This window comes from Leptospira vanthielii serovar Holland str. Waz Holland = ATCC 700522, assembly GCF_000332455.1.
GTDB lineage: Bacteria > Spirochaetota > Leptospiria > Leptospirales > Leptospiraceae > Leptospira_A > Leptospira_A vanthielii.
The window spans coordinates 90,715-114,899 of the sequence record NZ_AOGY02000051.1 but is presented as its reverse complement, the minus strand read 5'-3'; the positions used below and the strand labels follow the sequence as shown (position 1 = coordinate 114,899).

Below are 24,185 nucleotides of genomic sequence, written 5' to 3'. Positions count from 1 at the left end.
TGCCTTTCCAGATGATTCTATACCAAAAAACTGATGTCTGTAAAGAAAATTTAAGCACTTAAGGAGTGGGAAATTGAAAATCTACACCAAATTTGGCGATGGTGGTCAGACCTACCTTGCTTCCGGAATCAAAGTTTCCAAAACAGATCGCAGGGTGGATCTCTACGGAAGTTGTGATGAACTCAATAGTACGATAGGCCTTGCTCTTTCATTTACAAAGGATCTGAGTTTCGACCCCCCTTTTCTAAATTACCTAAAAGGCATTCAAAGTTTTCTTTTTGAGATTGGATCAGAACTGGCAGGTTATGTTCCGAAGGATTCTAAGGAAGGAACGGTTGTTTTGCGATCAGATGTAGAAAGTTTGGAAAAGGAAATTGACAGGCTTATGGAAGTCCTTCCTGAAATTAAGTTTTTTATTTTACCTGGGGGAAGTTCAGTGGCAAGCACTCTGCACATTGCTCGTACAATTTGCCGGCGATTGGAAAGGGACCTTCTTGTATACATTGAGTCTGGCGGAGAGATCCATTCCGACTTAAGAATTTATCTCAATCGGCTTTCTGATTATCTTTTTGTTGCCGCACGGTTTGCCAATTTTTCTATTGGAAACGAGGAAACCATTTGGAAAAGCCGAACGAAATAGATTTGGACAAACACCCCGAAGGAATCGCGCCACTCTTTCTCACCGAGATGTGGGAAAGACTTAGTTATTATGGGATGCGAGCTCTCCTTGTTTTGTATTTGGTAAAGTCACTCGGATTTTCTGATGCAGATGCAGGAGCTGTTTATGCTTTTTATACAAGTTTCGTCTATCTAACGCCTGTTCTTGGAGGATATTTAACAGACAGATTTCTTAGTTACAAATTATCCATATATTTGGGAAGTTTTCTTATGCTTTGTGGGCATATCTCCCTTGCTTTTTCTGATTTATCTTTTTTTTATTCGGGCCTTGTTTTGTTAGCTCTCGGGAATGGATTTTTTAAACCCAATATCTCTACCATCTTTGGAAGGTTATACGAAAGGAAACCTGGGCTTCGGGACAGTGGATTTACCATATTTTATATGGGGATCAATTTGGGTGGACTGATTGGTCCAATTCTCTGTGGAAGTTTGGGGGAACGAGTGGATTGGCATTTGGGTTTTTTATCTGCCGGATTTGGAATGGCAATCGGTATGGTCGTATTTTATTTCGGAAGTAAACGTTTGCCAAATTCCCTTTGGGAGAAACAAAGAGACCGAGTTGTCTCTTCTGCTATGACCGTAAACGACCACCAAACCAAACCAAAAATTTTACTAATCATTTTACTCTCTTTTTTTAGTATCTTCTTTTGGATGGCTTTTGAACAAATGGGTTCTTCACTCAACCTATTTGCACTCCGAAATACTGATAGATTTTTGTTTGGATTTGAAATCCCAGCGTCGGTATTACAATCCATCAATCCTTTATTTATCCTTCTATTTGGTCCTATCGTCTCTACTCTTTGGACGGGCCTTGCCAAACGAAAAAAGAATCCTAATCCTGTTTTGAAATTTGTTCTTAGTTTGGTTCTTCTTGGAATTGGATTTCTCGTGATGGTCGTTGCTGCAAAATATGCCGAAGCGGGAATTGCTGTTTCTATTTTGTTTTTGGTGTTTGTATACTTTTGGAATACATTAAGTGAACTTTGCCTTTCTCCAGTAGGATTATCTTTTGTGAGTCACATGGCGCCTGTTAAATACGCATCCGTTCTTATGGGGATTTGGTTTTTATCCAATGCCTTTGGGCATTATGCCGCAGGGATTTTATCGGGTTACCAAAACCAATGGGGAAGTATGACTAACTTCTATGGTTTTTTTGTTCTCTGTTCTTTCTTTGGTGCCATCCTTTTATATGGAATCTATTCTCTGAAAAAGAAATCGATTCTACTTTTGTTAAAAGGTAAAGAAGAAGAAAATGCGATCTCGGCTGCTTAAGTAAAAAGATGGGACTCTTGATTCTATTTTTTATCGGGACAAGAATCCCAACACTACCTAAGTCAAACTAACCTTTAGTTTCTAAAACCAGGGATTCGATTTCATCAAATTTTTCTTCTCCTGCAAGTGCTATCACTTGTTCGGCGAGGAGTTTTGCTTTCCAAGAAGAAATTTCCTGCACTTTTTCTCCGACTTCACGCATCAGCGGGAGTGCAGAACTCAAATCCCTAAACCCAAGCCCAATGAGGACAGCGGTAAACATGGGATCACTTCCAATCTCTCCACAAATACTAATGGGTTTTTTCTGAGAATTGGCAACATCGGCAATGTTCTTCAAAAGAAGTAAAAAAACCACTTGCCACGGGTTGTAAAGGTCACCCACCAAATGGTTGTTACGCTCTACTGCGAGAAGGTATTGTAATAGGTCGTTTGTCCCGACACTATAAAAATCTACATGGTTTCCGAGAAAGGGTAGGTTTAGGGCGCAAGCAGGTGTTTCTACCATGATCCCAAGAGGAATTTTTTTTGTGATGTCAAGTCCTGTAATCTTTAGTTCTTCACGACATTCGGCAAACAAAGTTTTTGTTTGTAAAATTTCCGAACGGGTTGTGATCATGGGAAGCATGATTCTCATGGTTCCAAATTCACTAGCACGAAGGAGGGCTCTCAGTTGTTCCTTAAAAAAGTGCGGATGGCGGAGAAGGTAACGAATCCCCCGATTTCCGAGAAAGGGATTGGCTTCTTCGTATCCATTTTCCATTTTGTCAGCACCGATGTCCCAGACACGGAAAGTTACGGGCCGTCCCACCATCTTTAGTAAAATGCGTTTGTAAACGGCAAACTGTTCTTCTTCTGTGGGTTTGAATTCTACATAGCGAATGAATAAAATTTCGGTTCTTACAAGACCAATTCCATCGGCTCCTTGTTCAAAGGCCAAATCCACTTCGTCTTCGGAATCAATATTGGCTCTGAGGGAAAACTTTTTTCCATCTTTGGTTTTGATTTCTCTTGGACCATCACTGATTTCACGAAGGGGTTGGACTTTGTGAATTTCACTTCGGATTCCAGCGAGTTTGATTTCATCAATCCCGGGAGACCGGTTTAAAATTCCTTTAGTAGCATCTAATAAAATATAGTCATCGTCTTCTACGTGTGAGGTGATGTTTTTTAAACCGACAATCGTTGGAATTCCGTAATTTCTTGCAATGATTGCCGTATGACCCGTTTTCCCTCCAAAGTCTGTGGCAATTCCTCTTAGGCCTACTTTTCCCAATTGGATCATCTCCGAGGGAGTGATTTCCTTGGCGATAAGGATGACATCCTCAGGGATTTTCGTTTGATCGGCTAATTTGTCAGGATAAAGATTGGATTCAATTCGTTTCCCAATATCCAAAATATGGTCGGCCCGTTCCCGAAAGAATTCATCGGGAATGGATTGGAATTCGTCGTATAAGGAACTAACAGCTGTTTCTAGGGCAAGGCCCGCCGACTCGTTGTTTTGCGAAATTCTTTCGAAGACTCGCGCACGAAACAAGGGATCATTCAAAAAAACAATTTGGGATTCTAATATTTCGGAGAGTTCTCTGTTTGCCTTAGATTTTTGGACGAGGTCGGCCAGGTCATCTTCAGTTTTGAGGAGTCCCTTTTTTAGGAGTTCTACTTCTTCTTTGATTTCGTCAGGGGAGAGGTCCGTGCGGTCTTCGCGTTTTCGTTTGGATTGTTTCCAACGAAACACTTTGCCATAAACTGTGCCTGGATAGGCAGAAATGCCTTTAAATGTGGTTTTTTCTTCCATCCGTCCCTTTGCCAAAAATACTTTCGGCTAGGCTTCGTTTGGAAAGTAAAAAACTGCGGATTCTAACGGACCGCTTGTTTTTTAGCGAAAAGTGGGATTCTTTTGCTTTTGAACTGGGTAAGTTCATTTCCCGTGACTTGGCTCATAATGCATTTGGCAAGAGAGATGTCTAGGGCGTGACCTGCTTTGGAAGCAATCAAATGGCCACGAAAAGGCCGGCCCATCACTGCTAAGTCCCCAATGAGATCGAGAATCTTATGACGGACACATTCGTTGTCATAACGCAAAGTTTCATTCAAATACCCGTCATCTGTCAGAACAACCGCATTGTCGAGAGACCCACCCATGGCAAGGCCTCTTGCTTGGAGGGCTTCCACATCTTTCAAAAACCCAAAAGTTCGGGCAGGAAGGATGTCTGTTCCTAAAATGGATTCGTCAAGAGTGGTGGTGTAAGATTGTCCTCTGAGGAGGGGGTGGTTGAAATCGATGCTATAAGTGACTTTGAGTTCGTCGGAAGGTAACATAACGAGGTATTTGTCCCCGTCAACCACCCAAATGGGGTTGGCAATGGTAATGGGTTCAATGGTTTCATCCAGCACCCGAATTCCTGCCGACCGGATTCCTTCCCAAAAGGGAAGAGAGGAACCATCCATAATCGGAACTTCTACGGAATCAATTTCAAAAATACAATCAGTAATGCCTAAGGTATGGACTGCGGCAAGAAGGTGCTCTATCGTTTGCACCCGGTTGGAACTTCCGTCACCGATGGTTGTGGCGTTACTTGTATCGACTACATGGTCGAGAGAGACGGGAATTCGAATTTTTTGGGTCCCTTTGTAGAGATAAAAGATAAGTCCTGTATTTGCTTCCGCCGGATGGAGCCGTAAAGTTACCATTTTCCCGGAATGTACGCCAATTCCCTTAAGAGTGATGGAGTTTTGGATCGTTTTTCTATGTATCGCCGTTACCATAATCAGTTCCTACTTACAAATTTGTAGAAATAGGGGGAGGGACAATTCCAAAACCGTAGGCCCAAGTCAAAAAAATGTCTCCTTTTTACAACAGTGTGGTGGGATTGTGACGGCCTCCATTTGTGCACCAAACCAAAGATTTTTACTACAAATGGGACCGTATTTTGCGTGTTAGTGCTTAAAATGCGCTGAGGGCAGAACGAATGAAACTCGTGACGGGAGCCTGTTCCCTGGTGTCTTCCAGTCCTTCCCGGAGCTCTTTCAAAACAACCTGGGCATCGCCAAGAGTGGTATTCACAGACTTATGTACATCACTTTCATTGATGAGTTTTCCTAGGGTTCCTTGGCCTTCATTGATTTTTCCGGTAATTCCGGCTATGTTTTGTACGGTTTTGCGGATATCGGAGCGATTTTCGACAATGAGTTCGGATAAGGAAACGAGAGGGTCTTGTGTGACTTTTCCCTGGATGGGCATCAGTTTTCCTGACTTGGGGGAGATCTCCACTTTGGTCAGAGCAGGTTCTGTCATCATATATTCTTTGGTTTTTGGATCGACCGGGAACTTGGAGCCTGGGTCGAGAGAGACCACACGTCCAGAAAGGAGGCTCTCGTTTTTGATGGTGATTTCGTAATTGGAAAAAAGTTGCACATTACCTTTCAAAAGAAGTGTGAGTTCCACCTTCGTTCCAATCCCCGATTCTCCTTCGGGGAGTAGATTTCCATATTCATCAATCTGCACCAAACGGATTTTCGAAACATATCCAAACGGAACCCCGTGGATGGTGACCTTGTTTCCAATTTTAATCCCTTCCGCATCGGGAAAGTATACGGGAAGTTGGTAACCCGACTTTTGGAAGGGACCACCTTCTGTGACTATGGTAAAATAACCCACTGCCACAAGGGAAAAGATAAATAAAAGACCGACGATGAGAGCGCGACCTACGGTAGGCATTCCCTAAAGTTCTCCTAATGTTTGAGGCAAAGTCAATTGGATTTTCCTTTTTTTAATTCCGAATGATCCAGAATCATCGGACCTACTGTATTTCCATGAATGAACTGTTGGATGACGGGATTGGTTGATTTTTGGATCTCTTCCGAAGTCCCGCAAAACTGCACCTTACCTTCATAGAGAAAACTAATTCTATCGGCAATCCTGTAGGCTGAATTCATATCATGAGTGACCACTATAGAAGTTAGACCGAGTTCCTTTTGCAACCGGATGACAAGATCATTGATGACATTGGACATCACTGGATCAAGGCCCGATGTTGGCTCATCGTATAACACGATTTTAGGTTGGGAAGTGAGTGCTCGTGCAAGACCCACACGTTTTTTCATCCCCCCAGAAATATTACTCGGTAACGTGTCTTTGGCGGGAACTAAATCCAACCATTTTAATTTTTCCATAACAATGCGGTCAAGCTCTGCCCCTGAGGCAATTTTATGTTCTCGGAGAGGAAGAGCTACATTTTCATATACAGTAAGCCAGTTGATGAGAGCCCCAGACTGGAACAAAACTCCTAATTTGGAACGGAGCGTTTCTCTTTTTTTTTCATTGGCATACACTATGGATTCACCAAAAATTTGGCAATCTCCTTCATCGGGATCAAGGAGCCCTGTGATGTGTTTGAGACTCACTGATTTTCCTGTTCCCGAAGGACCAAGGATGACCATAGTTTCTCCTTGTTTTACTTGAATGTTCATTCCCGTTAGGATCTTTCGTTTTCCGAAAGCTTTGTGGACGTTTTTCATTTCAATGGCAAAGGTTTCCATACTTTCCTTCATTTATAAAATAAGGCAGTGAGCACATAACCAGAAAAAATGACCATAAGAAACGATGTGACCACAGCCTTTCTTGTGGTTTGACCCACACCGATGGCACCACCTTCTGTCCTAAGTCCTTGGCTGCAGGAAATAGTCGAGATGGAGAGACCAAACACATAACCTTTGAGAAGTCCCACATACAAATCTTTCAGGCCTGGAACGGAAGAGATTCTATAATATACATCTTGGAAGTAACTAATCATATCAATTCCCAGTTGAAAATGTCCAACAATACCTCCACCTAAGATTCCTAAGGCGGCTGAATACACGCAGAGCACGGGAACCATAAGGGAAAATCCAACGATTCTTGGCATCACCAGATACCGAACGGGATTGATGGACATCACTTCTAACGCATCAATCTCTTCGGAGACTTTCATGGTTCCAATCTCAGCAGCCATCGCCGAACCCACGGAGGCAGCAAGGATGAGAGAGGTCATAAAGGGAGACATTTCTCGAGTGAGTGTGATGGTAAGCAGTAGTCCAATTTGCCCTTCGGCCCCAAAGTCCCGAAGACCAAGACCAGTGTTTAGGCCAAGGATCATTCCTGTAAAAATAGATACGATGGAGACAACAAAAAGAGAACCAACACCCGCAATGAACATCTGTTCAAGGATTTCTTTTCGTTTGAAATAGAGATGGTGGGACTGGCCAACCGAACGAAAGAGAAGGAGGACCGTATACCCAATGGCATAGAGTAAAGGTTCCAAGGTTTTGGAATATAAGCGCTTCATAGTTCCCACCAAAGGAGTTTGTATTTGTTTATTGTTTCTCTTGTATCGATCCCAAAAAGTCCATAACCCAATTCATATCGAAAACCAGTAGGTGATTTAGAATACTCTACAAGGATTGGTATGTGGATATGGGTTTCTTCTTCCGTCCATCTTTGAGTATAAAGTCTTGTGATTAGATGCAAACGTTTCTCTCCATTGGAGGACCTTTTGTATTCGATAAGAGAAAAGATAGGTTCCCAAACATCTTCCATCACTTCAAAACGAACCGGGATGATGGCAAGTGTATTCCAGCCAAAATTTCCATCAGCGTCTTTGTGGTAACGAAACAAAGGCCATAGTTTCCAATAGTAATCTTCTCTACCTGTTTGGACATATTCACTTTTCATCTGGGAATAAAAAGGTAATAAAAAATGGGAAGTTGCTTTTAGGTGAGAGGTATTTTGCGACAAACGGATGTAAAATGGAGTGATGAACTCCGCTTCTTTATTGGCAAAATAAGAATATCCATAAAAGGGAAAAAACACTAGTTTTTGTGTATCCTTTTTTTCAGAAGTTGTGTATTGGAAAAAAATAAACAGCGCCGTGTAATTGGTTTGCCCTGTTTTTTTATCATAACCATAAGAAAATAAAGAATTCAAAATGGGAAACCAAAGATAGGCTCTACTTTTCATATTTCCATCTTTTGAATCTTTGCTGTTATAGAAGGGAAAAAAAATTGAGTAAGTTGTAGGTTCTTTTTTATCCAACCTTTCTTCTCCCCACTGAAAAAAAGGCCAAAGAAAAGATTGGCGTTTGTATTTTCCTTCGTGTTCCTTTTTAGAATACAAAGGAAAGATTCGAAAGTCACTTCTAGTTTCGGAACCGCCCCACATGACTAAAGGCCAAAGGATGGATTTGGCTTCGTAAGTTTTGTACTTCCACTCAGAATAAATGGGAAAAAGTGCATAACTCAGTTCTTGATAAGAGAGTTTGTTCCGAATTTTGCCGTAAAAAGGAAAGACACTAAAATAGTTTTCCCTTTGGGATTCTCCTTTTCCCCAAATGAAAAGTGGAGTGAAAAGAATGTCTTCATCGGCGTCTCCTTCTTCGTGTTTGAATCCCGTACCACTAAAGAAAAATAAAGAAGACCAAGTATACCAGTAGTTGGTTTCTTCTTTATAATAAAGAGGGGATAGATAACTCTTAAAACGAAAGGCATAGGTTTTGTCTTGAAAACCTATGTAGAATGGGCGAAAGGCTAAATAACTTTGGCGCCCTCTTGTTTCCGATTCATATAAAAACCAAAATTGGTGGTAGTTGGATTTGATGTCTTCGGTAAAGGAGTTGGGGAGTTTTGCATATATGGAGGAACTGAGAAAGAGGAGACAAAAAACAATTCCGAATTGAATTTTAAAGCGGGAATCCACGTAATTTCAATATCTTCAAGTTTCTAGAAAAGGAATCAAGTGATTTCATGATCCAAACCAAAATCGCACTGCTTTTCGGAGGTATCTCCGGGGAACATATCATCTCCATTCGTTCTTCTTATTTCATTTTTAATACAATCGATCGGGACAAATTCGAAATTTGTCCTGTTTACATTGACCAAACGGGAAAATTTTGGATCCCGAAAGGAAAAGATCCGATCTACCCTGACCCTACGGATAAAACCGAATCTGATTTTTTAAAAGAATTTTCTTCCATAAACCAGATATCAGAACCAAAGTCAGGGGCAGGGCTATTGGAACATGGATTTGCGGCCGCCTTTTTGGGATTACACGGTGGAGCCGGTGAAGATGGAAGGATCCAAGGATTTTTAGATGTATTAGAGATTCCGCATACTGGTTCAGGAGTTTTGGCATCAGCTCTGGCAATGGATAAATACAGAGCCAATCTTTTATTCCAAACCATCGGTATTCCTGTTGCTCCCTTTGTGGATTTAGAAAAAGGAAAAGTAGACGCAAGAAAAACAGTTTTAAATCTGCCCTTTTCCTTCCCCGTATTCATTAAACCGACATTAGGCGGATCTAGTGTCAATACAGGAATGGCAAAAACCCCAGAAGAGGCAATGGTTCTTGTTGATAAAATTTTTGTCTCCGAAGACCGGGTACTCATCCAAAAGTTAATTTCGGGAACAGAAATATCCATTGGGGTTTTGGAAAAAAAGGAAGGAACCAAACGAATTCCCTTTGCTCTCGTGCCAACAGAGATTCGGCCTAAGTCCGAGTTTTTTGATTTTGAAGCCAAATACACCAAAGGGGGAAGTGAAGAAATCACTCCAGCACCGGTGGGGGAGGAGATCACAAAAAAACTCCAAGAGTATACTTTAAAGTGTCATGAAGTGCTTGGTTGTAAAGGATACTCGCGGACAGATTTTATCATTAGTGATGGAATCCCTTATGTTTTAGAAACCAACACTCTGCCAGGAATGACGGGGACAAGTTTAATTCCCCAACAAGCAAAAGCACTGGGGATAGAGATGAAAGAAGTATTTACTTGGCTTTTATCGATTGCTCTTTCTTAGGAAAGAAGTACATTCCCACAAGGATGGCGATAAGACTGGCTATCGTTCCATAGAAATGGCTTGTCATATCGTCGCCATACACTTCGAGTACGAGCCAAGTCCCAATTCCTACAAAGAGGGATAAAAGGGCAGCCCGTTCGTCTGCTTTTTGGCTTAATAGCCCAAAAACCATGGGAATGAAGAGTGTCACGAGAGAGATCCCTCCTGAGTCTTCCACAAGAGCGTAAATAGATGGTTTTCCTACAGCGAGTAAAAATGAAATTCCTGCAATGATAAGAACGGAAGTTCTTGAGAGAAAGAGTAACTTTTTATCATTCATATCTTTAAATGCGTATTTTAGAATATTCTCAGATAGTATGGAGGAAGGAGCGAGGATGGCCCCTGGGGCAGTCGAAAGTATAGCAGAGATGAGGGCTGAAAAAAATAAAACCTGAACCCAAGGGCTTGCAAATTTTGAAATCATAGTGGGGATGAGGAGTTGGCCCGTTTCACCGTGTAAATCAAAATCGGGTAAGAGACTTTTGGCATGGAGACCTAAAAACAAAGGAATCAGGGCAAAAAGCAGATACAAAATGGAAGAAAGATAAGAGGCGGTAATGGCCACTTTTTCGGATTTTGCAGACATCACCCTTTGGAAGATATCCTGTTGGGGTAAAGATCCAAACCCAACCACCATCCAAGCAGAAAGATACAAAGTCCATGCATGGTAATTGGACTCTGGAAAAAAACGAAAGAACCCATCGGGTTTTTCTTGAATCGAAGTCCAAATTGGTTTAACTTCGTTTAACTCGAATAAGACGATCACAAGACCCACAATGATGGAGATGGATTGGAAAAAATCTGTTAAGGAAACCGACCACATTCCCCCAAGATAAGTATAAAAAACAACAAGACAAGCTCCTATGACTATGGCTGTGAATTGGTTGATTCCAAAAAGAATCTGCACCATAATTCCGAGTGCCACAAATTGTGCGGCCACCCATCCGAAATAGGAAAAAATCAAACAGATTCCGGCGATAAATTCCATCTTCTTTCCATACCGGTTTCTATAAAAATCGCCAAAGGTAAGGATTTGCATTCGGTAGAGATACTTTGCAAAAACGAGACCTAGTAAAAAAAGACAAAGGGCTCCGCCAAACGGGTCTTGGATGACAGATAAAAACCCTCCTTTAGCGAATTCAACGGAAGAACCAAGGATGGTTTCACTTCCAAACCAAGTAGCAAAAAGTGCGGCAGTAGAAATAGGAAGAGGAAGGCTTCTACCCGCTAAGATAAAGTCACGAGAGTTTTTGACTTTTTTTGCCGCATACACTCCAATGGCGATCGTTATGAGTAGGTAACCAACAATGAAAACTGCTTGGAAACTCATTCTTTAAAATAAATCTTCTTCCACAGGTTTTGAAGGCCCATCTTCTTTCTTTTTTTTGACCGCAGATTTTACGATTTCACCACTCGGTGCTTTGGATAAAAATTCAATTTTTGCTTCTGCATCCACAAGTCGTTCGGAACAAACTTTTTTTAATTCCATTCCTCTTTCATAGGCCTTGATGGAATCTTCTAAGGAAAGGGTTCCTCTTTCTAATTTTTCTGCAATGTCTTCTAATTCACGCAGTGCTTCTTCAAAACTAATTGATTTTTTCTCTACCATTTTGAATTCCTATATTTTTTCTTTTACTTCTACGAGAAGTTTTCCATCGGAGAGGAATACTTCTAAACTTTCATTTTCTTTGATACTATGGATGGAAGATAAAACTTGTTTGTTTTGATTACGAACTACCGAATACCCACGTTTTAAGGTCCCTAGTGGAGAAAAATGTTCTAATCTTTGTTCTGCGAGAGTGAATTTATTATGGATTCTTTCTAAATAGGATTTCCAGTTATGGGAAAGGTTATCAAACCTCTGGAATTCGCTTTGTTTGCGAACCAAATAGTTTTTTCCGAGCAGTGAAATTTTGGTCATCAGTTCATCCAGTGTTGTGGATCTGATTTCTAATAAAGTTTTCGGATTTTGAAAAACAGGTCTTGTGATAAGGCCTGCCCATTTTTCTTTTCCTATGCGGATAACATTAGTTAGGGCAGATTTAATTCGGTCTTCCATTTCATCCAGTCGGATGAGAGTATCCGATACATTGGGAATGGCTAGTTTTGCCGCGGCTGTGGGAGTGGGAGTAGTCGCATCCGCCGCAAGGTCTGTGAGCACTCGGTCTATTTCATGACCCACTGCGGAAATAATAGGAATCCTTGAATGGTAATAAGCCATCACGACTGCTTCTTGGTTGAAGGCCATTAGGTCTTCGAAGGAACCACCACCACGTCCTGCAATGATCACATCCACTTCCCATTTGGGATCATTCAGTTCTTTAATGGCTTCGATGATAGAGACCTCAGCCCCATCTCCCTGTACTAGGCAAGGGGAAACCAAAATCTGAATGGAAGGATTTAAGTCTGTGGCAATCCGAATGATATCCTCTACAGCTGCCCCTTTGGGTGAGGTAACTATACCTAGGCGTTTTGGGAACTTGGGAAGAGGGCGTTTGTGTGTGACATCAAAAATCCCTTTATCCAATAGTGCTTTTTTTAATTTTTCAATTTTGAGAAGGATGTCACCCTCTCCAATTTCTTCAATCTTTTGAACTGTTAAACTATAATACCCACCAGGTTCATAAACTGAAATCGAACCATATACCAAAATTTCCATTCCGTTCCTCAGTGGCGTTCCACGGTAGTTTTTGGCTTGGAAGGAAAAAAAAGCACACTTGATCACACTCGTCTGATCTTTCAGGGAAAAATATACATGGCCTGAGCTATTGGTTTGCGAATGGTTGGATATCTCGCCGCGAACCCAAATGTTTTTAAAATCCGATGAGTCCTGGAGTTTGGCTTTTATGAGGCGGTTGACCTCACTGACACTGAGAGATGAGTCCACAAGTTCCATTTAGATATTCTGAAAACGTGTCTCTCTAAAAATTTTCCAAAAATCCCAAAGGATGATGACAAGTGTTAAGGCCATAGGTCCAATAATGATCCCAGCGACACCAAACTCTTGTAAACCGCCAATGAGAGACAAAAATATTAAAAACGGATGAGTTTTTAGTTTTTTATCTAAAATTTTGGGTTTTACTAAGTTCTCTAAAATCAAATAACTCGCACCACCCGCGATCATAAAAAGTACACTCCCTGTCCAGTTCTCTTGGACAAGTCCAATATACAAACCAATGGGTAACCAAACAACCGATGTTCCCACAACAGGGATGAGTGAGAAGATGGTGGCGATGCTAGAAAGTAAAAACTTATTTGAGACGGAGGTAAATAGTAACAATACGTATACGAAGGTTCCTTGTAATAGAGAAATGAATAAGTTTCCCATCATCACAGTGCGAATGGCTTCTTCGATACGCCTACCTAGTCGTTCTTCAATTTCTGTTGGGAAGGGAAGTAAAACAAAAAGTGCATGTTCCATCCGGCTTCCTTCTTTGTATAAAAAGAAAAGTAAAATAAATGTAAAAAATGCATTAAAAATAATGGCACCAGGTACTTCAAACGAGCCAACTAAAAAACCAGAGGAGTTTTTTAGTAAACTATAAATGGAATCTAGATTTAAAATGTCCATGTGTTGGCCTACATATTCCCGGTACAACAAAGGAAGTTTGATCCAAAAAAATTCGTTCTCCGTAAAGAAGTCTGTGAGCATCGGACTATTAAGTAACAAAGATACAATAGATTCTTCTGTGAGTTGGTTTCTAATATAGCTGACTAAGTTTAAAGACTCGCGAATTAGAGTAGAAAGAATCAAATAAGACGGAATAAATACTCCAGCAAGCATAAGGATCACCATGATATAAGGCGAAAGTCCGTGGAATTTGACTCCGAGTATGTTTTTTAGTTTTTTGTGAATCTTTCTTGTTGTAAGATAAAACAGTAGAGCAAGGAAACTGGCCCAAAGAAAAGGTTTGAATACAAAAAATAAAGTAAGACAAGTCCCTATAAATATGGCACCAAGCAAAAGATAGACGATAATTTCGTTTTTGTTTTTAATCCAATTCATAATTAATAACTGGATTGTTTTCTAAAATAAAAACGTAAAAAATGAGAATTCCCAGCACTTTCAGAGACAACGATCGAAAGAGATTTTTTGATAAAACCTTCCAATAAATAAGTAATTTCTCCGTTTTTTTCTGTTTTATCGATGAGTTTCCAGTCACCTTGGGCTGCACGAGTTTCAATTCGTTTGCGAATACTTTCTATACTTTCTTCCGACTCCACTAGAAGATAGGCTTCCTTGGTGTGGATGTGACTTGTTTTGAACTCACTTGATTGTAGAAACTTGGTTTGGTCAGGGAAAAAAGACTGTGGGAAAGCGGGTGGTGCGTTTGTCGGGTTTTTTGTAACTATGATTTGATCGAAACGATAGATTTCCGTTTGGGTGGTTGGTGAACAAGCCCAGAGAAATAGCAATAAAATAGGCAGAAATCGAAGCATTAGGGAAAGCAAATGTGAGACTAGGGATTCCTTCCATTCATTTTTTTAAATCTTTGTTGCCATTGGACAGGAAGGCATATCTTTTCTTTTGTGTTGGATTTTCTACAGTTTGATGCCTTTTTGACTCGGATTTTAGAGTTACCGCCCGTCGTGCTTTGGGGTTTCTTCTGTTTTTCAAATTTTCTGGAAAATGTTTTTCCCCCTTGGCCGGGCGACACGGTCACTGTGTTTTCTGGATTTCTGGCCTCAAGTCCGGGTTCTCCTCTGTCTTTTGTTTCTGTAGTAGCGGCTACTTATTTGGGGAATCTTCTTGGGGCCCTTGTCATGTATTTTTTTGGGGAAAGGATCCTCCATTTTCTAAAACGATCACGGTTCCCTTTTTTGTCGGCCCTCTACCAGGAAGAAAACTTACATAAAACACTAGTCTGGTTTCGCCGGTATGAACTCATTGTGGTTCTCTTGTCCCGATTTTCCGCAGGAATTCGCTTCTTTGTTTCCATTGTTGCAGGAATGAGTAAAATGAACGTTATTAAATTTGTATTGTTGTACTCGATTGCCATTTCGCTTTGGTGCGGAATCCTGCTATTGGGAGGCTCAGTTTTGGGAGCCAACTGGAACCAAATCGTTGTTATGTTATCTTACTACAATCAGGTCATAGGATTAATCATTCTATGTTTATTCTTTTACTTTCTATACCAAATTAAGAAGAAAAGAAATACAAAGTTGACATGATTTTATTTTCTGTTAGGGTTTTCACCCATGAACTCTTGGGGAAATATAGCGTTTGATTTTTATACATTCGGCTCTCTGGTCGGTGTAATTTTTACTTTTTACAATGCACAATTTTTTTTAACGGTTAAAGAAAAGTCGGAGGCTACCTACCAATTGGGAATGGGAACTCTTTGGCTTGGCCTTTTTCATTTCGGATATATGATCAATTTTTCCTTTATGGGACCTGCTTCCGCATACTTGCGTTGGCTTGTGATCATTGGTGCTATGGCCGGTGCCACTTACCTGACAAGTTTTTTCTTAAGTTATCCAGAGGTTTATTTCCCGCGATTTAAAAAATACCTCTTTCGAATCATGATTTCGGTTGTTGTATTCGTTACAGGATATTTTGTTTACATTAGTCTAACAGCAGGTAGGTTGTTTTTCTTTAGTGGCCATTATTGGGACTTCCCCGTTCCTGCTTTTTATAAAGTTTATGCGATCATAGTTTTGGTTTTTTTTGTTACCTTTTCTTTAGTTGCATTAGTTCAGATTTTCAAAATGCAAAAGGAGTCAAGATTTGCTACAACAAGTATCTTGATTGCTTTTATCCTTGTAACCATCATTCCGGGAATCATGAATGCTCAGTCAAGAGATGGCGCCATTGGACGGGGTATTTATCAAACCATAACGGATCTTGTTTTGGTTGTTGGACTTTTTGTGGCCAATGTGGTCTATATCAACAACACAAAAGATAAAACCACCATTATCTCTCGGATCATCGGAATCTCGCTCGCTTCTTTTCTGTTAGTATTACAATTAGTTGCCTATGTAGTCATTCAACAATCAGAAGATAACTATGATATGGTGCATACTGCCCGCGCAAAGAACTTCATCGCTGGTTTAGAAACGGACCAAGTCCCTAGTTTTCATTATACTTATGATACCAGCCAAAAAGAATTTATTCGGAAAAAGGGAATGGATGAATCTGCGGTCGACCCCAAAAATTATGAATCGGAGTATTGGAACTATTGGGCTCTAGAAACCATTCTATCTTTCAAAGAAAGTAAGGATTGGAAAGATAAAACAAAAAATTTACTTTCCGTTTTACCTGAAACAAGCAGTGGTTATGTGGCAGAAATTAAACGGCTTTTAGCTTTAGAAAAAGTTACCGATCCAAAATCTTTGATCCATGAATTAGAATCGGAAAAAAGAAAAATTCTCTATACAAGAAACAAATTGAGGGAAATACAGACGAAGAATTTTTCGGACAATGCAGATTCTCTTGTTTCCAAAAAAGAGGGACCTCTTTCCGGTTTTTACGCAGAGGCGCGTTCCGTTCTCGACTCCCAACTCCCAGAAGAAAAAAAATCGGAAATCCTCGACCAAATGTTTTCCCCCATGCCAAATCATGGAGACAGAAACTATCGGGGTCGTGTTAAATTTGCCGAGGACAATCCTGAGTATTCATTTTACGTAAGTTATCTGATAGTCGACAAAACAAAGGGTCTTGTACATGAAGTAGGTTACCCTTATCTAGATTACCGGGAATTCCAAGAGGAGGTGACTCTACCTTGGATCATTGGCGTTTTATCCCTGGCTGTTCTTGTGATTTTTGGTTATAGACTCTTCTTTTTAATAGCACTCCTTAGACCCATAGAACAAATTATTGAAGGTTTGACTGAGGTAAATTCCGGAAACTTAGAACATCGCCTGACCGTGCATGTAGAAGATGATATTGGATTTATGGCTCGATCCTTCAACCGAATGGTTCGTTCCATCCAGGCCGCAAGAAAGAAATTAGAGCAGTACGCAGATCAGTTGGAAGTCAAGGTGCAGGAACGCACCAAGGAATTGGAAAACACTTTGAAGGAAGTACAATCCTTAAAACACCAACAGGATGGTGATTATTTTTTAACTTCTCTTTTGTTACAGCCATTTAACGCCAATCATGCGAAACATGAAAATGTCCATATTGATTTTTTACTGGAACAAAAGAAAAAATTTACCTTCCGCCAGTATGAAAAAGAAATTGGTGGGGATTTAAATATCGCCAACCAAATTTTTCTAAACAATCGCTCCTATACAGTTTTTCTCAACGCAGATGCTATGGGAAAATCGATGCAAGGTGCTGGTGGAGCATTGGTGCTTGGCTCTGTATTTGAGTCCATCATCACAAGGACGCAACTTTTGGGTGAGGCAAGAAATACTTATCCAGAACGTTGGATAAAAAATACTTTTTTGGAACTTCATAAAATTTTTGAAGGGTTTGATGGGTCCATGCTTGTTTCTTTGGTTCTTGGTCTGATTGATAATGAAACAGGGTTATTGTATTTTATTAATGCCGAACATCCTTGGATGGTTCTTTACCGAGATGGGATTGCCAGTTTTATCGAAAACGAATTGATGTTTCGGAAATTAGGAACTTCGGGCGTTCAGGGAAATCTTTATATCAAAACCTTCCAGCTAGAACCTGGAGACATTTTGATTGCCGGTTCAGATGGTCGGGATGATTTACTGATTTCGCACACCGCCGATGGAAAACGGGTGATTAACGAAGACGAAAGGTTATTCTTAAAAGTTGTGGAATCGGGAAAGGGTGAGCTCGATAAAATTTATGATGAATTGGCTAAATACGGTAGTCTCACAGACGACTTATCCTTGTTACGTGTTTCTTATATCGAGGAAAAAGAACGGTACAAAATTGAAAAAGAACGTTTGAAAGAAATCCAAGCCCTCCTACTCAAAGCAAAGGAAGCCAGTGAATCCTCTGATTTACAAGAAGCGGTTGCCTATCTTGAGGAAGCAAACTCCCTAGAAGAAAACATCCCTGAGATCAAAAAGAAATTCATCCAACTCTACTTAAAATTAAAAGACTATGGCAACGCCAAAAAAATGGCAAAGGACTATAGTTTGTTAAAACCTATGGATACAGAGATTATGTATATCACTGCTTTTTGTGCCCGTAAAGTTGCCGATGTCAAAACAGCCATTGACTTTGGGGAAAGGGTTCGTCTTCGTGATCCGGGGCATGTCAAAAATTTGATTAATTTGGGGCAGACGTATTTGGCAGATAAAAATTTGGATCGGGCAGAGAATATACTCAGTTCCGCTTTGGAATTAGATCCAGAAAATCCTAGTTTGCAACGGCTTCTTGACCACATTCGGAAGAAACAAAACAAACAAGATGTTGTAAGTTAGAGTCTAAGGTTTACATTGAGTGAATCATTTGAGATTACGATTTCCCACAAGTTTGGGGAGTTTACAAAGGAAGAATGGAATCTCCTGGTTTTACCAGATTCGGTCTTTCAAGAATATGAATTTCTATTTGGATTAGAGAAGACAGGTTGCATAGGAGATTCCGATTGGACTCCTGTGCTTGTCTCTGCTAGGCGAAGAGGAGTTCTATCGGGAATCCTTCCTGCTTATGTTCGGAGTGATTCCTACGGGGAATATATTTTTGATTTCCAGTGGGCCAATGCATTCCACCGGGCAGGAATTCCTTATTACCCAAAACTCACAGTAGCGGTTCCCTTTACTCCGGTGACGGGAAGTCGGATTTTACTCCATCCAAATCTGACAGCAGAGGAAAAAGTTTTTTTAAGTTCTGAGCTTTTACAAAGACTACTCCAGTTCGGAAAACAAGAGGAAACGTCTTCGGTTCACCTTTTATTCTGCAAAGAAGAAGAACAAAAAATAGGAATTGCCAATTCTTTTGCTCCTAGGCTCTCTCATCAATACCACTGGTTTAACAAAGGTTTTGCGAGTTTTGAGGAGTTTTTAGCAACACTCGTAAAGGATAGAAGAAAAACCATTCGCCAAGAACGACGGAAAATTTCTGAGTCAGGGCTTACCATTCAAACTCTCACTGGAGATGGAATTACGGAAGACCATGCACATATATTTTATGAATTTTATAAGGATACCCATTCCAAAAAATGGGGACAACCCTATCTTAACCGTCAATTTTTTTTAGAGATGTACCAAACCTTTCGCCATAGACTTTTGTTAGTTTTGGCATCGGACCCATCGGGTAAACCAATCGGTGGAAGTTGGAATGTATTTCGGGATGGGTTTTTATTTGGAAGGTATTGGGGGGCTTTGGAACATGTTCCCAATTTGCATTTTGAATGTTGTTATTACCGATTGATCGATTATGCTATCGAACATAAAATGGAACGAGTGGAAGCGGGTGCCCAAGGCGAACATAAATTCCTTCGGGGGTATGAAGCGGTTCCTATGTACAGTTTGCATCATATTTACAATGAACAAGGCCGAGCCGCAATCGAATCCTATTTGGAACGAGAGATTGTTATGGAAAGGGAAAATATTTCCGCCTACAATGCGCAGTCTCCTATTAAGGCTCTGCGGGAGGGATAATGTCAGATCCAAAAAGAAAGTCTTACACAGACATGAACGTAGAACTGCTTGAACGGGAAAAACAAAAGCAGAAATTAAAGAAACCGGATCGTTATAAGGTGATTCTCATCAATGATGATTACACTCCGCAGGAATTTGTAGTTTATGTTCTTGCCAATGTTTTTCGGAAATCTATGGAAGAATCTCGTCAAATTATGTGGAAGGCGCATACTTCTGGCTCTGCCGTTTGCGGGGTGTATTCTTTAGACATTGCAAGAACCAAAGTTGCGGAAGTCCATAAACTGGCAGAAGATGCAGGACATCCATTACAATGTCAATTGGCAAAAGAGGAGGACGAATGAACCTTTCCACTGATTTAGAAAAAAGTCTGGAGCTTGCAGGAAAAGAAGCATCCAAATACCACCATGAATTTATCACCTTGGAACACTTGTTATATGGACTGACTTTTAATGAAAAAACAAAAGAAGTCCTAGTGAATGTGGGTTGTGATTTGGATCTCCTCAGAAAAGAATTGACTGAATACTTCGAAGAGGATCTTTCGACAATCGCAGTTCCTAATTTAAAAATCCAACCACGTTATACTGTGGGAGTTCAATTTGTCATCCAGTTTGCAGCCTTTCATGTGCAAAATTCCGGCAAAGATGAAGTGGATGGAAACAATGTGCTTGTTGCACTCTTTCGAGAAGAAGATAGCCAAGCCTATTACCTTCTCGCCAAACAAGAAGTGAACAGACTCGATGTAATCAAATACATCTCCCATGGAATCAAAAAAGAAAAGGATTCCGAGGAACCTGAATTTGCCGAAGAAACGGAATCCGGCGAAGCGGACGCAAGCTCTCGTAAGTCAGCATTAGAAAAATTTTGTGTGAACCTCACAGAAAGAGCTAAACAAGGAAAACTAGATCCTTGCATTGGACGAGAAGTAGAAATCGAAAGAACCATTCATATTTTATCACGTCGTCGTAAAAACAATCCCATCTTTGTCGGAGAAGCGGGTGTTGGAAAAACTTCCATTGTGGAAGGAATCGCCGAACGCGTAGACAAAGGTCTTGTCCCCAAAAGCCTTCTGAATATGGAAATTTATTCTTTGGACATGGGCCTTGTCATGGCAGGAACCAAATTCCGTGGAGAATTTGAAGAACGCCTGAAGGCCATCTTACAAGAAGTCGTCGGAAAACCAGAGAGAATCATTTTTGTAGATGAAATTCATACCATTGTGGGTGCCGGAGCTGTCTCTGGGGGAAGTTTAGATGCTTCCAATCTAATGAAACCTGCCCTTGCCAATGGCGAATTGAAATGCATTGGAACCACTACGTATAAAGAATACAAATCGATCTTTGAAAAAGACCATGCTCTTTCCAGACGATTTCAAAAAATTGAAGTTTCGGAACCGTCTCGGGAAGATGCGATTGAAATTCTAAAAGGCCTAAAACCCAAATACGAATCTTTTCACGGAGTCACTTACAGTGTTAAGGCCATTGAAGCTTGCGTGGATTTATCCAGTTTGCATTTGCGAGACCGATTTTTGCCAGACAAAGCCATCGATTTAATGGATGAATCTGGCGCCTTTGTCAAGTTACGCGATGAGAAAAAGGAAAAACCTAGAAAACAAGTTGGGATCTCGGAAATTGAAACCTTGGTCGCAAAGATTGCTAAAATTCCAGAAAAAACTGTCAAAGCGGATGACAAAAAGAAATTGGAACATCTGGATTCGGAAATTAAGTCCGTTGTTTTTGGACAAGACCATGCCATAGAACAAGTGGTAGATGCCATTCACTATTCTCGTTCAGGACTAAGTGACGAAGGAAAACCGATTGGTAGTTTTTTATTTGTGGGTCCTACAGGTGTTGGAAAAACAGAAGTGGCAAAAACTTTGGCAGAGAAAATGGGAGTGGAGTTCCTTCGGTTTGATATGAGTGAGTACATGGAAAAACATTCCGTGTCTCGCCTGATTGGAAGTCCTCCCGGATATGTGGGATATGACCAAGGGGGTCAACTTACAGATGCCATTGCCAAAAATCCCCACTGTGTTTTGTTATTCGATGAGATTGAAAAAGCACATGAAGATATTTATAATATTTTACTCCAGGTGATGGATCATGCCACACTTACGGATAGCACTGGTAAAAAAGCTGACTTTCGTAATGTGATCCTAATCCTAACGACCAATACAGGAGCTCAGGAAAGTTCCAAACCACTTCTCGGTTTTGATACAGATAGGTATGATGATCGGTCCTTGAAAGCCATCGAACGGACATTTACACCTGAATTTCGAAATCGTTTGACTGCGGTTGTAGAGTTTAACGCATTATCCATCTCTGTGGTAGAACTTGTGGTCAAAAGAATGTTTCGCAGTTTACAAGCCAAAGCCGAAGAAAAAGGGATTCATTTGGAATTGTCAGAGAAAGCGGTGCGTTATTTGGCGGAGACAGGTTATGACAAAGCCATGGGAGCAAGGCCCATCCAACGGATTCTCAATTCAGAAATCGGAAAACCCCTTTCTAAAAAAATTCTTTTCCACAAAGACAAAGTGAACCGTTACCTTGTGGATGTGAAAGAAAAAGAGGGGAAAGATGTATTAGAAATCCAGGAAGTGAGTTCCTAATTAAAAGTTCTAAAGTAAGAGAGTCAAAAATCTTTTGATTTCTAGGCAGATTCTTTCTAAAAACGGTAATGACGTATGGACCAAGAGACTGGTCCATAAACCACATAGTTTATGGATGAATTCTACTTAATACTTCATCTTCTTTTTTGAAGGTGAGATATCCAAAAACAAACGCTCCGAGTACTGAACTTAAAAACAAATAGAATGGAATGTGGAGTCCCACTTCCTCTGGTTTCACAAAATCATAAAAATAACGTTTGGGATCCAAATACCCCCAGATCACAAAAACAACCGATACCATTTGGCTTGCGAAAAACCAAAACCTCGTCCATTGGGATTTCCAAAATCCGAGGAAAAAAAAGTTAAGAAGACTCAGGAGAATGAACACCGAATTTAATTTGGGCCCAAGCGAAATGGATTCTTTAATTTCAAAAAAACGAATCTCATATGAAAACCAAGGAAGGATAGAGAAGAGTAGTTGTAAGAATAAAAAGATAAAAAATATTTTATCAAAAAAAAGTTTTGTGTCCCAATAACGATAGAGAGAAAGGAAAATCCTTTTTGTTAAAAACCACCAAGCAAGGATTAGGTCAGGAACAAAAAGAAATGATTCTTTGGTGAACTGAAAAATAGCTATACATTTAATCAAAAAAGAATTTGTCATTCGACTTCGGTCACCACTTCCAATTCCACACTGGCATCCAGTGGGAGGGAACTCACTCCAATCGCAAACCTGGCATGTTTTCCTTTGTCTCCAAAAATTGCGGCTACAAGTTCTGAAGCTCCATTGGCCACCAAATGGTGTTCGGTAAATTCAGGACTGGAGGAAACAAAGACACCTAACTTCACAATGGATTTGATTTGGTCTAAGGATTCAACCTGAAGTAAGATGGCAGCGAGGGCATTCAGTAAGCACTGTTTGGCCTCTTCTTGTGCTTCGGCAAGGGTGACATCCTTTCCTACCTTTCCTGTTTTCCGCAATTTTCCAGCAACGAGAGGCAATTGCCCAGAGGTAAAAATTAAGTTTCCAACCCGTTTGGAAGGGATATATGCAGCAAGGGCTGCGGGAACAGGAGGGATTTCTAAACCCAATTGTTTTAAAGTATCTTGGATAGGCATTGGATTCCAGGCTAGAGAGGACTGGTGTTAGGGACAAAATTTTTTTTCTAAAATATGATAAAATAGAAAACATTCTTGACGATTGGCAGTCAAACATGTAGAGTGCTAATGAAAATAGCAATCAAGAAATTTGAGTGCTAAAGAGGAGAATGAGCATGTTGTTCCGAATTCTAGACCCACAAACAAAAGCAAATCAGTTCTGGAGAGACTTTGACCGGTTGAATGATGAGTTGACCCGATCCATTTTGGACAGCCAATTCGGTTCTTCTTCCAATTTCCCTCCTGTAAATGTTTATACAAAGGAAGATGAGGCTCTGGTTACTTGTTTACTCCCTGGGATGGAGGCCGACGAGATCGATATCAATGTAAAAGACAATCTTCTTTCCATTCATGGAAAGAAAAAAGCTGAAGAATTGGCGGAAGGAACAGAGGTGCATCGTCGTGAAATCTTTAATGGAGAGTTTCATCGAACTTTGGAACTACCATTTCGCGTCGATCAAGATCATGTCCTTGCAAAATTCACAAACGGTGTTTTAAACATCCACCTTCCTCGCAGAGAAGAAGATAAACCTAAAAAAGTATCCATCATTGCTGGTTAAGGAGAGAATTATGAATACACTCACAAAAGAAAACAAAGAAGAAGTCACAGGTAAAGTTGCCGAGAAAGTGGAAAAAACACCGGTGAAAGTTTACTCACCAAATGTAGATGTGTTGGAAACAGAAGCGGAACTTCTATTTCGCGTGGAAATGCCAGGGGTTGACCAATCTTCTGTGGAGATATCAATTGAAAAAGACCAACTGATTTTAGAAGGAAAGTTTGTTACACAAGTGGAATCTCGAGGCCAAGTGCGACTTGCAGAATACAGAGAAGGAAACTACTTCCGTAAATTTACCATTGGGAAGGCGATTCATTCTGACAAAGCAACGGCAAAAATGAAGAATGGGATTTTGGAACTAACCATTCCTAAAATGGAGCCGAAAAAAACAAAAATCGAAATTCAAAAATAAACAATTCCTTGTTAGGTGTTTGGTAATCCTTAACGGAATTTTATCACAAACCCGGTTTGTCAATTCTGACAAGTCGGGTTTTCTTTTATAGAAAGAAGGCTCAGTCAGT

The 24,185-nt window shown here is 40.4% G+C and carries 23 protein-coding genes; 10 read left to right on the top strand and 13 right to left on the bottom strand.

Going from position 1 to position 24,185, the window contains the following annotated elements:
• Window positions 1-73: 73 nt before the first annotated feature.
• Complete coding sequence (locus LEP1GSC199_RS11170; protein ID WP_002982308.1) at window positions 74-640, top strand: cob(I)yrinic acid a,c-diamide adenosyltransferase; 567 nt, start codon at window positions 74-76, stop codon at window positions 638-640.
• The gene (locus tag LEP1GSC199_RS11165) at window positions 619-1,950 is read left to right on the top strand and encodes a peptide MFS transporter (RefSeq protein WP_002983126.1); all 1,332 of its coding nucleotides are present in this window, start codon (window positions 619-621) and stop codon (window positions 1,948-1,950) included. Before LEP1GSC199_RS11170 ends, LEP1GSC199_RS11165 begins: the two co-directional genes overlap by 22 nt.
• A 67-nt stretch (window positions 1,951-2,017) precedes the next feature.
• Here the strand turns inward: LEP1GSC199_RS11165 and ptsP are convergent, their stop codons facing one another.
• The 6 genes from ptsP to LEP1GSC199_RS11135 form a co-directional block, all read right to left on the bottom strand.
• Window positions 2,018-3,745 (bottom strand): phosphoenolpyruvate--protein phosphotransferase, encoded by a 1,728-nt coding sequence (gene ptsP, locus LEP1GSC199_RS11160; protein WP_002982827.1) that lies wholly within the window; start codon window positions 3,743-3,745, stop codon window positions 2,018-2,020.
• A gap of 62 nt (window positions 3,746-3,807) precedes the next feature.
• Window positions 3,808-4,716: a UDP-3-O-acyl-N-acetylglucosamine deacetylase gene (lpxC, locus tag LEP1GSC199_RS11155; protein WP_002982574.1), complete on the bottom strand. Its 909-nt coding sequence runs from the start codon at window positions 4,714-4,716 to the stop codon at window positions 3,808-3,810.
• A gap of 178 nt (window positions 4,717-4,894) precedes the next feature.
• Window positions 4,895-5,668, bottom strand: coding sequence for a mammalian cell entry protein Mce (gene mce / locus LEP1GSC199_RS11150; protein ID WP_002983220.1), 774 nt, complete (start codon window positions 5,666-5,668; stop codon window positions 4,895-4,897).
• Between the two features lie 32 nt (window positions 5,669-5,700).
• Window positions 5,701-6,489, bottom strand: a complete 789-nt coding sequence (locus LEP1GSC199_RS11145) for an ABC transporter ATP-binding protein (RefSeq protein ID WP_002982978.1) — start codon at window positions 6,487-6,489, stop codon at window positions 5,701-5,703.
• 8 nt (window positions 6,490-6,497) lie between these two features.
• On the bottom strand, window positions 6,498-7,274 hold the full coding sequence (locus LEP1GSC199_RS11140) for an MlaE family ABC transporter permease (RefSeq protein ID WP_002982735.1): 777 nt from the start codon (window positions 7,272-7,274) through the stop codon (window positions 6,498-6,500).
• Window positions 7,271-8,680, bottom strand: a complete 1,410-nt coding sequence (locus LEP1GSC199_RS11135) for a hypothetical protein (protein ID WP_002982451.1) — start codon at window positions 8,678-8,680, stop codon at window positions 7,271-7,273. The genes LEP1GSC199_RS11140 and LEP1GSC199_RS11135 overlap by 4 nt, the downstream gene beginning before the upstream one ends.
• Window positions 8,681-8,727: 47 nt before the next feature.
• Between LEP1GSC199_RS11135 and LEP1GSC199_RS11130 the strand changes: the two genes are divergently transcribed.
• On the top strand, window positions 8,728-9,777 hold the full coding sequence (locus LEP1GSC199_RS11130; protein ID WP_002983015.1) for a D-alanine--D-alanine ligase: 1,050 nt from the start codon (window positions 8,728-8,730) through the stop codon (window positions 9,775-9,777).
• Here LEP1GSC199_RS11130 and LEP1GSC199_RS11125 read toward each other — a convergent pair.
• The 5 genes from LEP1GSC199_RS11125 to LEP1GSC199_RS11105 are packed head-to-tail and all read right to left on the bottom strand — an operon-like array spanning window position 9,746 to window position 14,256.
• A complete protein-coding gene (locus LEP1GSC199_RS11125) occupies window positions 9,746-11,146 on the bottom strand; it encodes a high affinity choline transporter 1 (protein ID WP_002982486.1) in 1,401 nt (466 codons plus the stop codon). The genes LEP1GSC199_RS11130 and LEP1GSC199_RS11125 overlap by 32 nt on opposite strands.
• A gap of 3 nt (window positions 11,147-11,149) precedes the next feature.
• Window positions 11,150-11,425, bottom strand: coding sequence for an exodeoxyribonuclease VII small subunit (locus tag LEP1GSC199_RS11120; protein WP_002982688.1), 276 nt, complete (start codon window positions 11,423-11,425; stop codon window positions 11,150-11,152).
• Window positions 11,426-11,434: 9 nt separating this feature from the next.
• A complete protein-coding gene (gene xseA, locus LEP1GSC199_RS11115) occupies window positions 11,435-12,712 on the bottom strand; it encodes an exodeoxyribonuclease VII large subunit (RefSeq protein WP_002982435.1) in 1,278 nt (425 codons plus the stop codon).
• Window positions 12,713-13,822, bottom strand: coding sequence for an AI-2E family transporter (locus LEP1GSC199_RS11110; protein WP_002983235.1), 1,110 nt, complete (start codon window positions 13,820-13,822; stop codon window positions 12,713-12,715).
• Between the two features lie 2 nt (window positions 13,823-13,824).
• Complete coding sequence (locus LEP1GSC199_RS11105) at window positions 13,825-14,256, bottom strand: hypothetical protein (RefSeq protein WP_002982896.1); 432 nt, start codon at window positions 14,254-14,256, stop codon at window positions 13,825-13,827.
• Window positions 14,257-14,346: 90 nt separating this feature from the next.
• Between LEP1GSC199_RS11105 and LEP1GSC199_RS11100 the strand changes: the two genes are divergently transcribed.
• From LEP1GSC199_RS11100 to clpA, 5 genes are read left to right on the top strand one after another with little or no spacing between them, the layout of a single operon-like run.
• Entirely contained in the window at window positions 14,347-14,988 is a 642-nt protein-coding gene (locus LEP1GSC199_RS11100) for a DedA family protein (RefSeq protein WP_051999757.1), read from the top strand.
• A gap of 27 nt (window positions 14,989-15,015) precedes the next feature.
• Window positions 15,016-18,165, top strand: coding sequence for a SpoIIE family protein phosphatase (locus tag LEP1GSC199_RS11095; RefSeq protein ID WP_002983183.1), 3,150 nt, complete (start codon window positions 15,016-15,018; stop codon window positions 18,163-18,165).
• A 15-nt stretch (window positions 18,166-18,180) separates the two neighbouring features.
• A complete protein-coding gene (locus LEP1GSC199_RS11090; RefSeq protein WP_002983230.1) occupies window positions 18,181-19,344 on the top strand; it encodes a GNAT family N-acetyltransferase in 1,164 nt (387 codons plus the stop codon).
• Window positions 19,344-19,685, top strand: coding sequence for an ATP-dependent Clp protease adapter ClpS (clpS, locus tag LEP1GSC199_RS11085; protein WP_002982361.1), 342 nt, complete (start codon window positions 19,344-19,346; stop codon window positions 19,683-19,685). Before LEP1GSC199_RS11090 ends, clpS begins: the two co-directional genes overlap by 1 nt.
• Window positions 19,682-21,949 (top strand): ATP-dependent Clp protease ATP-binding subunit ClpA, encoded by a 2,268-nt coding sequence (gene clpA, locus LEP1GSC199_RS11080; protein ID WP_002983289.1) that lies wholly within the window; start codon window positions 19,682-19,684, stop codon window positions 21,947-21,949. Before clpS ends, clpA begins: the two co-directional genes overlap by 4 nt.
• 109 nt (window positions 21,950-22,058) lie before the next feature.
• Here clpA and LEP1GSC199_RS11075 read toward each other — a convergent pair whose 3' ends face one another.
• Both LEP1GSC199_RS11075 and LEP1GSC199_RS11070 read right to left on the bottom strand, forming a co-directional pair.
• Window positions 22,059-22,613 carry a hypothetical protein gene (locus tag LEP1GSC199_RS11075; protein WP_002982775.1) on the bottom strand — a complete coding sequence of 185 codons (555 nt, stop codon included), beginning with the start codon at window positions 22,611-22,613 and terminating at the stop codon, window positions 22,059-22,061.
• Window positions 22,610-23,068 (bottom strand): RidA family protein, encoded by a 459-nt coding sequence (locus LEP1GSC199_RS11070; RefSeq protein WP_002982367.1) that lies wholly within the window; start codon window positions 23,066-23,068, stop codon window positions 22,610-22,612. Before LEP1GSC199_RS11070 ends, LEP1GSC199_RS11075 begins: the two co-directional genes overlap by 4 nt.
• Before the next feature lie 155 nt (window positions 23,069-23,223).
• Between LEP1GSC199_RS11070 and LEP1GSC199_RS11065 the strand changes: the two genes are divergently transcribed.
• Complete coding sequence (locus LEP1GSC199_RS11065) at window positions 23,224-23,667, top strand: Hsp20/alpha crystallin family protein (protein ID WP_002983109.1); 444 nt, start codon at window positions 23,224-23,226, stop codon at window positions 23,665-23,667.
• Window positions 23,668-23,677: 10 nt separating this feature from the next.
• Entirely contained in the window at window positions 23,678-24,076 is a 399-nt protein-coding gene (locus LEP1GSC199_RS11060) for an Hsp20/alpha crystallin family protein (RefSeq protein WP_002983043.1), read from the top strand.
• The last annotated feature ends 109 nt before the right edge of the window (window positions 24,077-24,185 follow it).

Excerpts from the sequence above, each read along its gene's own strand:
- ptsP (WP_002982827.1), bottom strand. The coding sequence starts at position 3,745 with ATGGAAGAAAAAACCACATTTAAAGGCATTTCTGCCTATCCAGGCACA.
- lpxC (WP_002982574.1), bottom strand. The coding sequence starts at position 4,716 with ATGGTAACGGCGATACATAGAAAAACGATCCAAAACTCCATCACTCTT.
- mce (WP_002983220.1), bottom strand. The coding sequence starts at position 5,668 with ATGCCTACCGTAGGTCGCGCTCTCATCGTCGGTCTTTTATTTATCTTT.
- LEP1GSC199_RS11145 (WP_002982978.1), bottom strand. The coding sequence starts at position 6,489 with ATGGAAACCTTTGCCATTGAAATGAAAAACGTCCACAAAGCTTTCGGA.
- LEP1GSC199_RS11140 (WP_002982735.1), bottom strand. The coding sequence starts at position 7,274 with ATGAAGCGCTTATATTCCAAAACCTTGGAACCTTTACTCTATGCCATT.
- LEP1GSC199_RS11130 (WP_002983015.1), top strand. The coding sequence starts at position 8,728 with ATGATCCAAACCAAAATCGCACTGCTTTTCGGAGGTATCTCCGGGGAA.
- LEP1GSC199_RS11125 (WP_002982486.1), bottom strand. The coding sequence starts at position 11,146 with ATGAGTTTCCAAGCAGTTTTCATTGTTGGTTACCTACTCATAACGATC.
- LEP1GSC199_RS11120 (WP_002982688.1), bottom strand. The coding sequence starts at position 11,425 with ATGGTAGAGAAAAAATCAATTAGTTTTGAAGAAGCACTGCGTGAATTA.
- xseA (WP_002982435.1), bottom strand. The coding sequence starts at position 12,712 with ATGGAACTTGTGGACTCATCTCTCAGTGTCAGTGAGGTCAACCGCCTC.
- LEP1GSC199_RS11110 (WP_002983235.1), bottom strand. The coding sequence starts at position 13,822 with ATGAATTGGATTAAAAACAAAAACGAAATTATCGTCTATCTTTTGCTT.
- LEP1GSC199_RS11105 (WP_002982896.1), bottom strand. The coding sequence starts at position 14,256 with ATGCTTCGATTTCTGCCTATTTTATTGCTATTTCTCTGGGCTTGTTCA.
- LEP1GSC199_RS11095 (WP_002983183.1), top strand. The coding sequence starts at position 15,016 with ATGAACTCTTGGGGAAATATAGCGTTTGATTTTTATACATTCGGCTCT.
- clpS (WP_002982361.1), top strand. The coding sequence starts at position 19,344 with ATGTCAGATCCAAAAAGAAAGTCTTACACAGACATGAACGTAGAACTG.
- clpA (WP_002983289.1), top strand. The coding sequence starts at position 19,682 with ATGAACCTTTCCACTGATTTAGAAAAAAGTCTGGAGCTTGCAGGAAAA.
- LEP1GSC199_RS11075 (WP_002982775.1), bottom strand. The coding sequence starts at position 22,613 with ATGACAAATTCTTTTTTGATTAAATGTATAGCTATTTTTCAGTTCACC.
- LEP1GSC199_RS11070 (WP_002982367.1), bottom strand. The coding sequence starts at position 23,068 with ATGCCTATCCAAGATACTTTAAAACAATTGGGTTTAGAAATCCCTCCT.
- LEP1GSC199_RS11065 (WP_002983109.1), top strand. The coding sequence starts at position 23,224 with ATGTTGTTCCGAATTCTAGACCCACAAACAAAAGCAAATCAGTTCTGG.
- LEP1GSC199_RS11060 (WP_002983043.1), top strand. The coding sequence starts at position 23,678 with ATGAATACACTCACAAAAGAAAACAAAGAAGAAGTCACAGGTAAAGTT.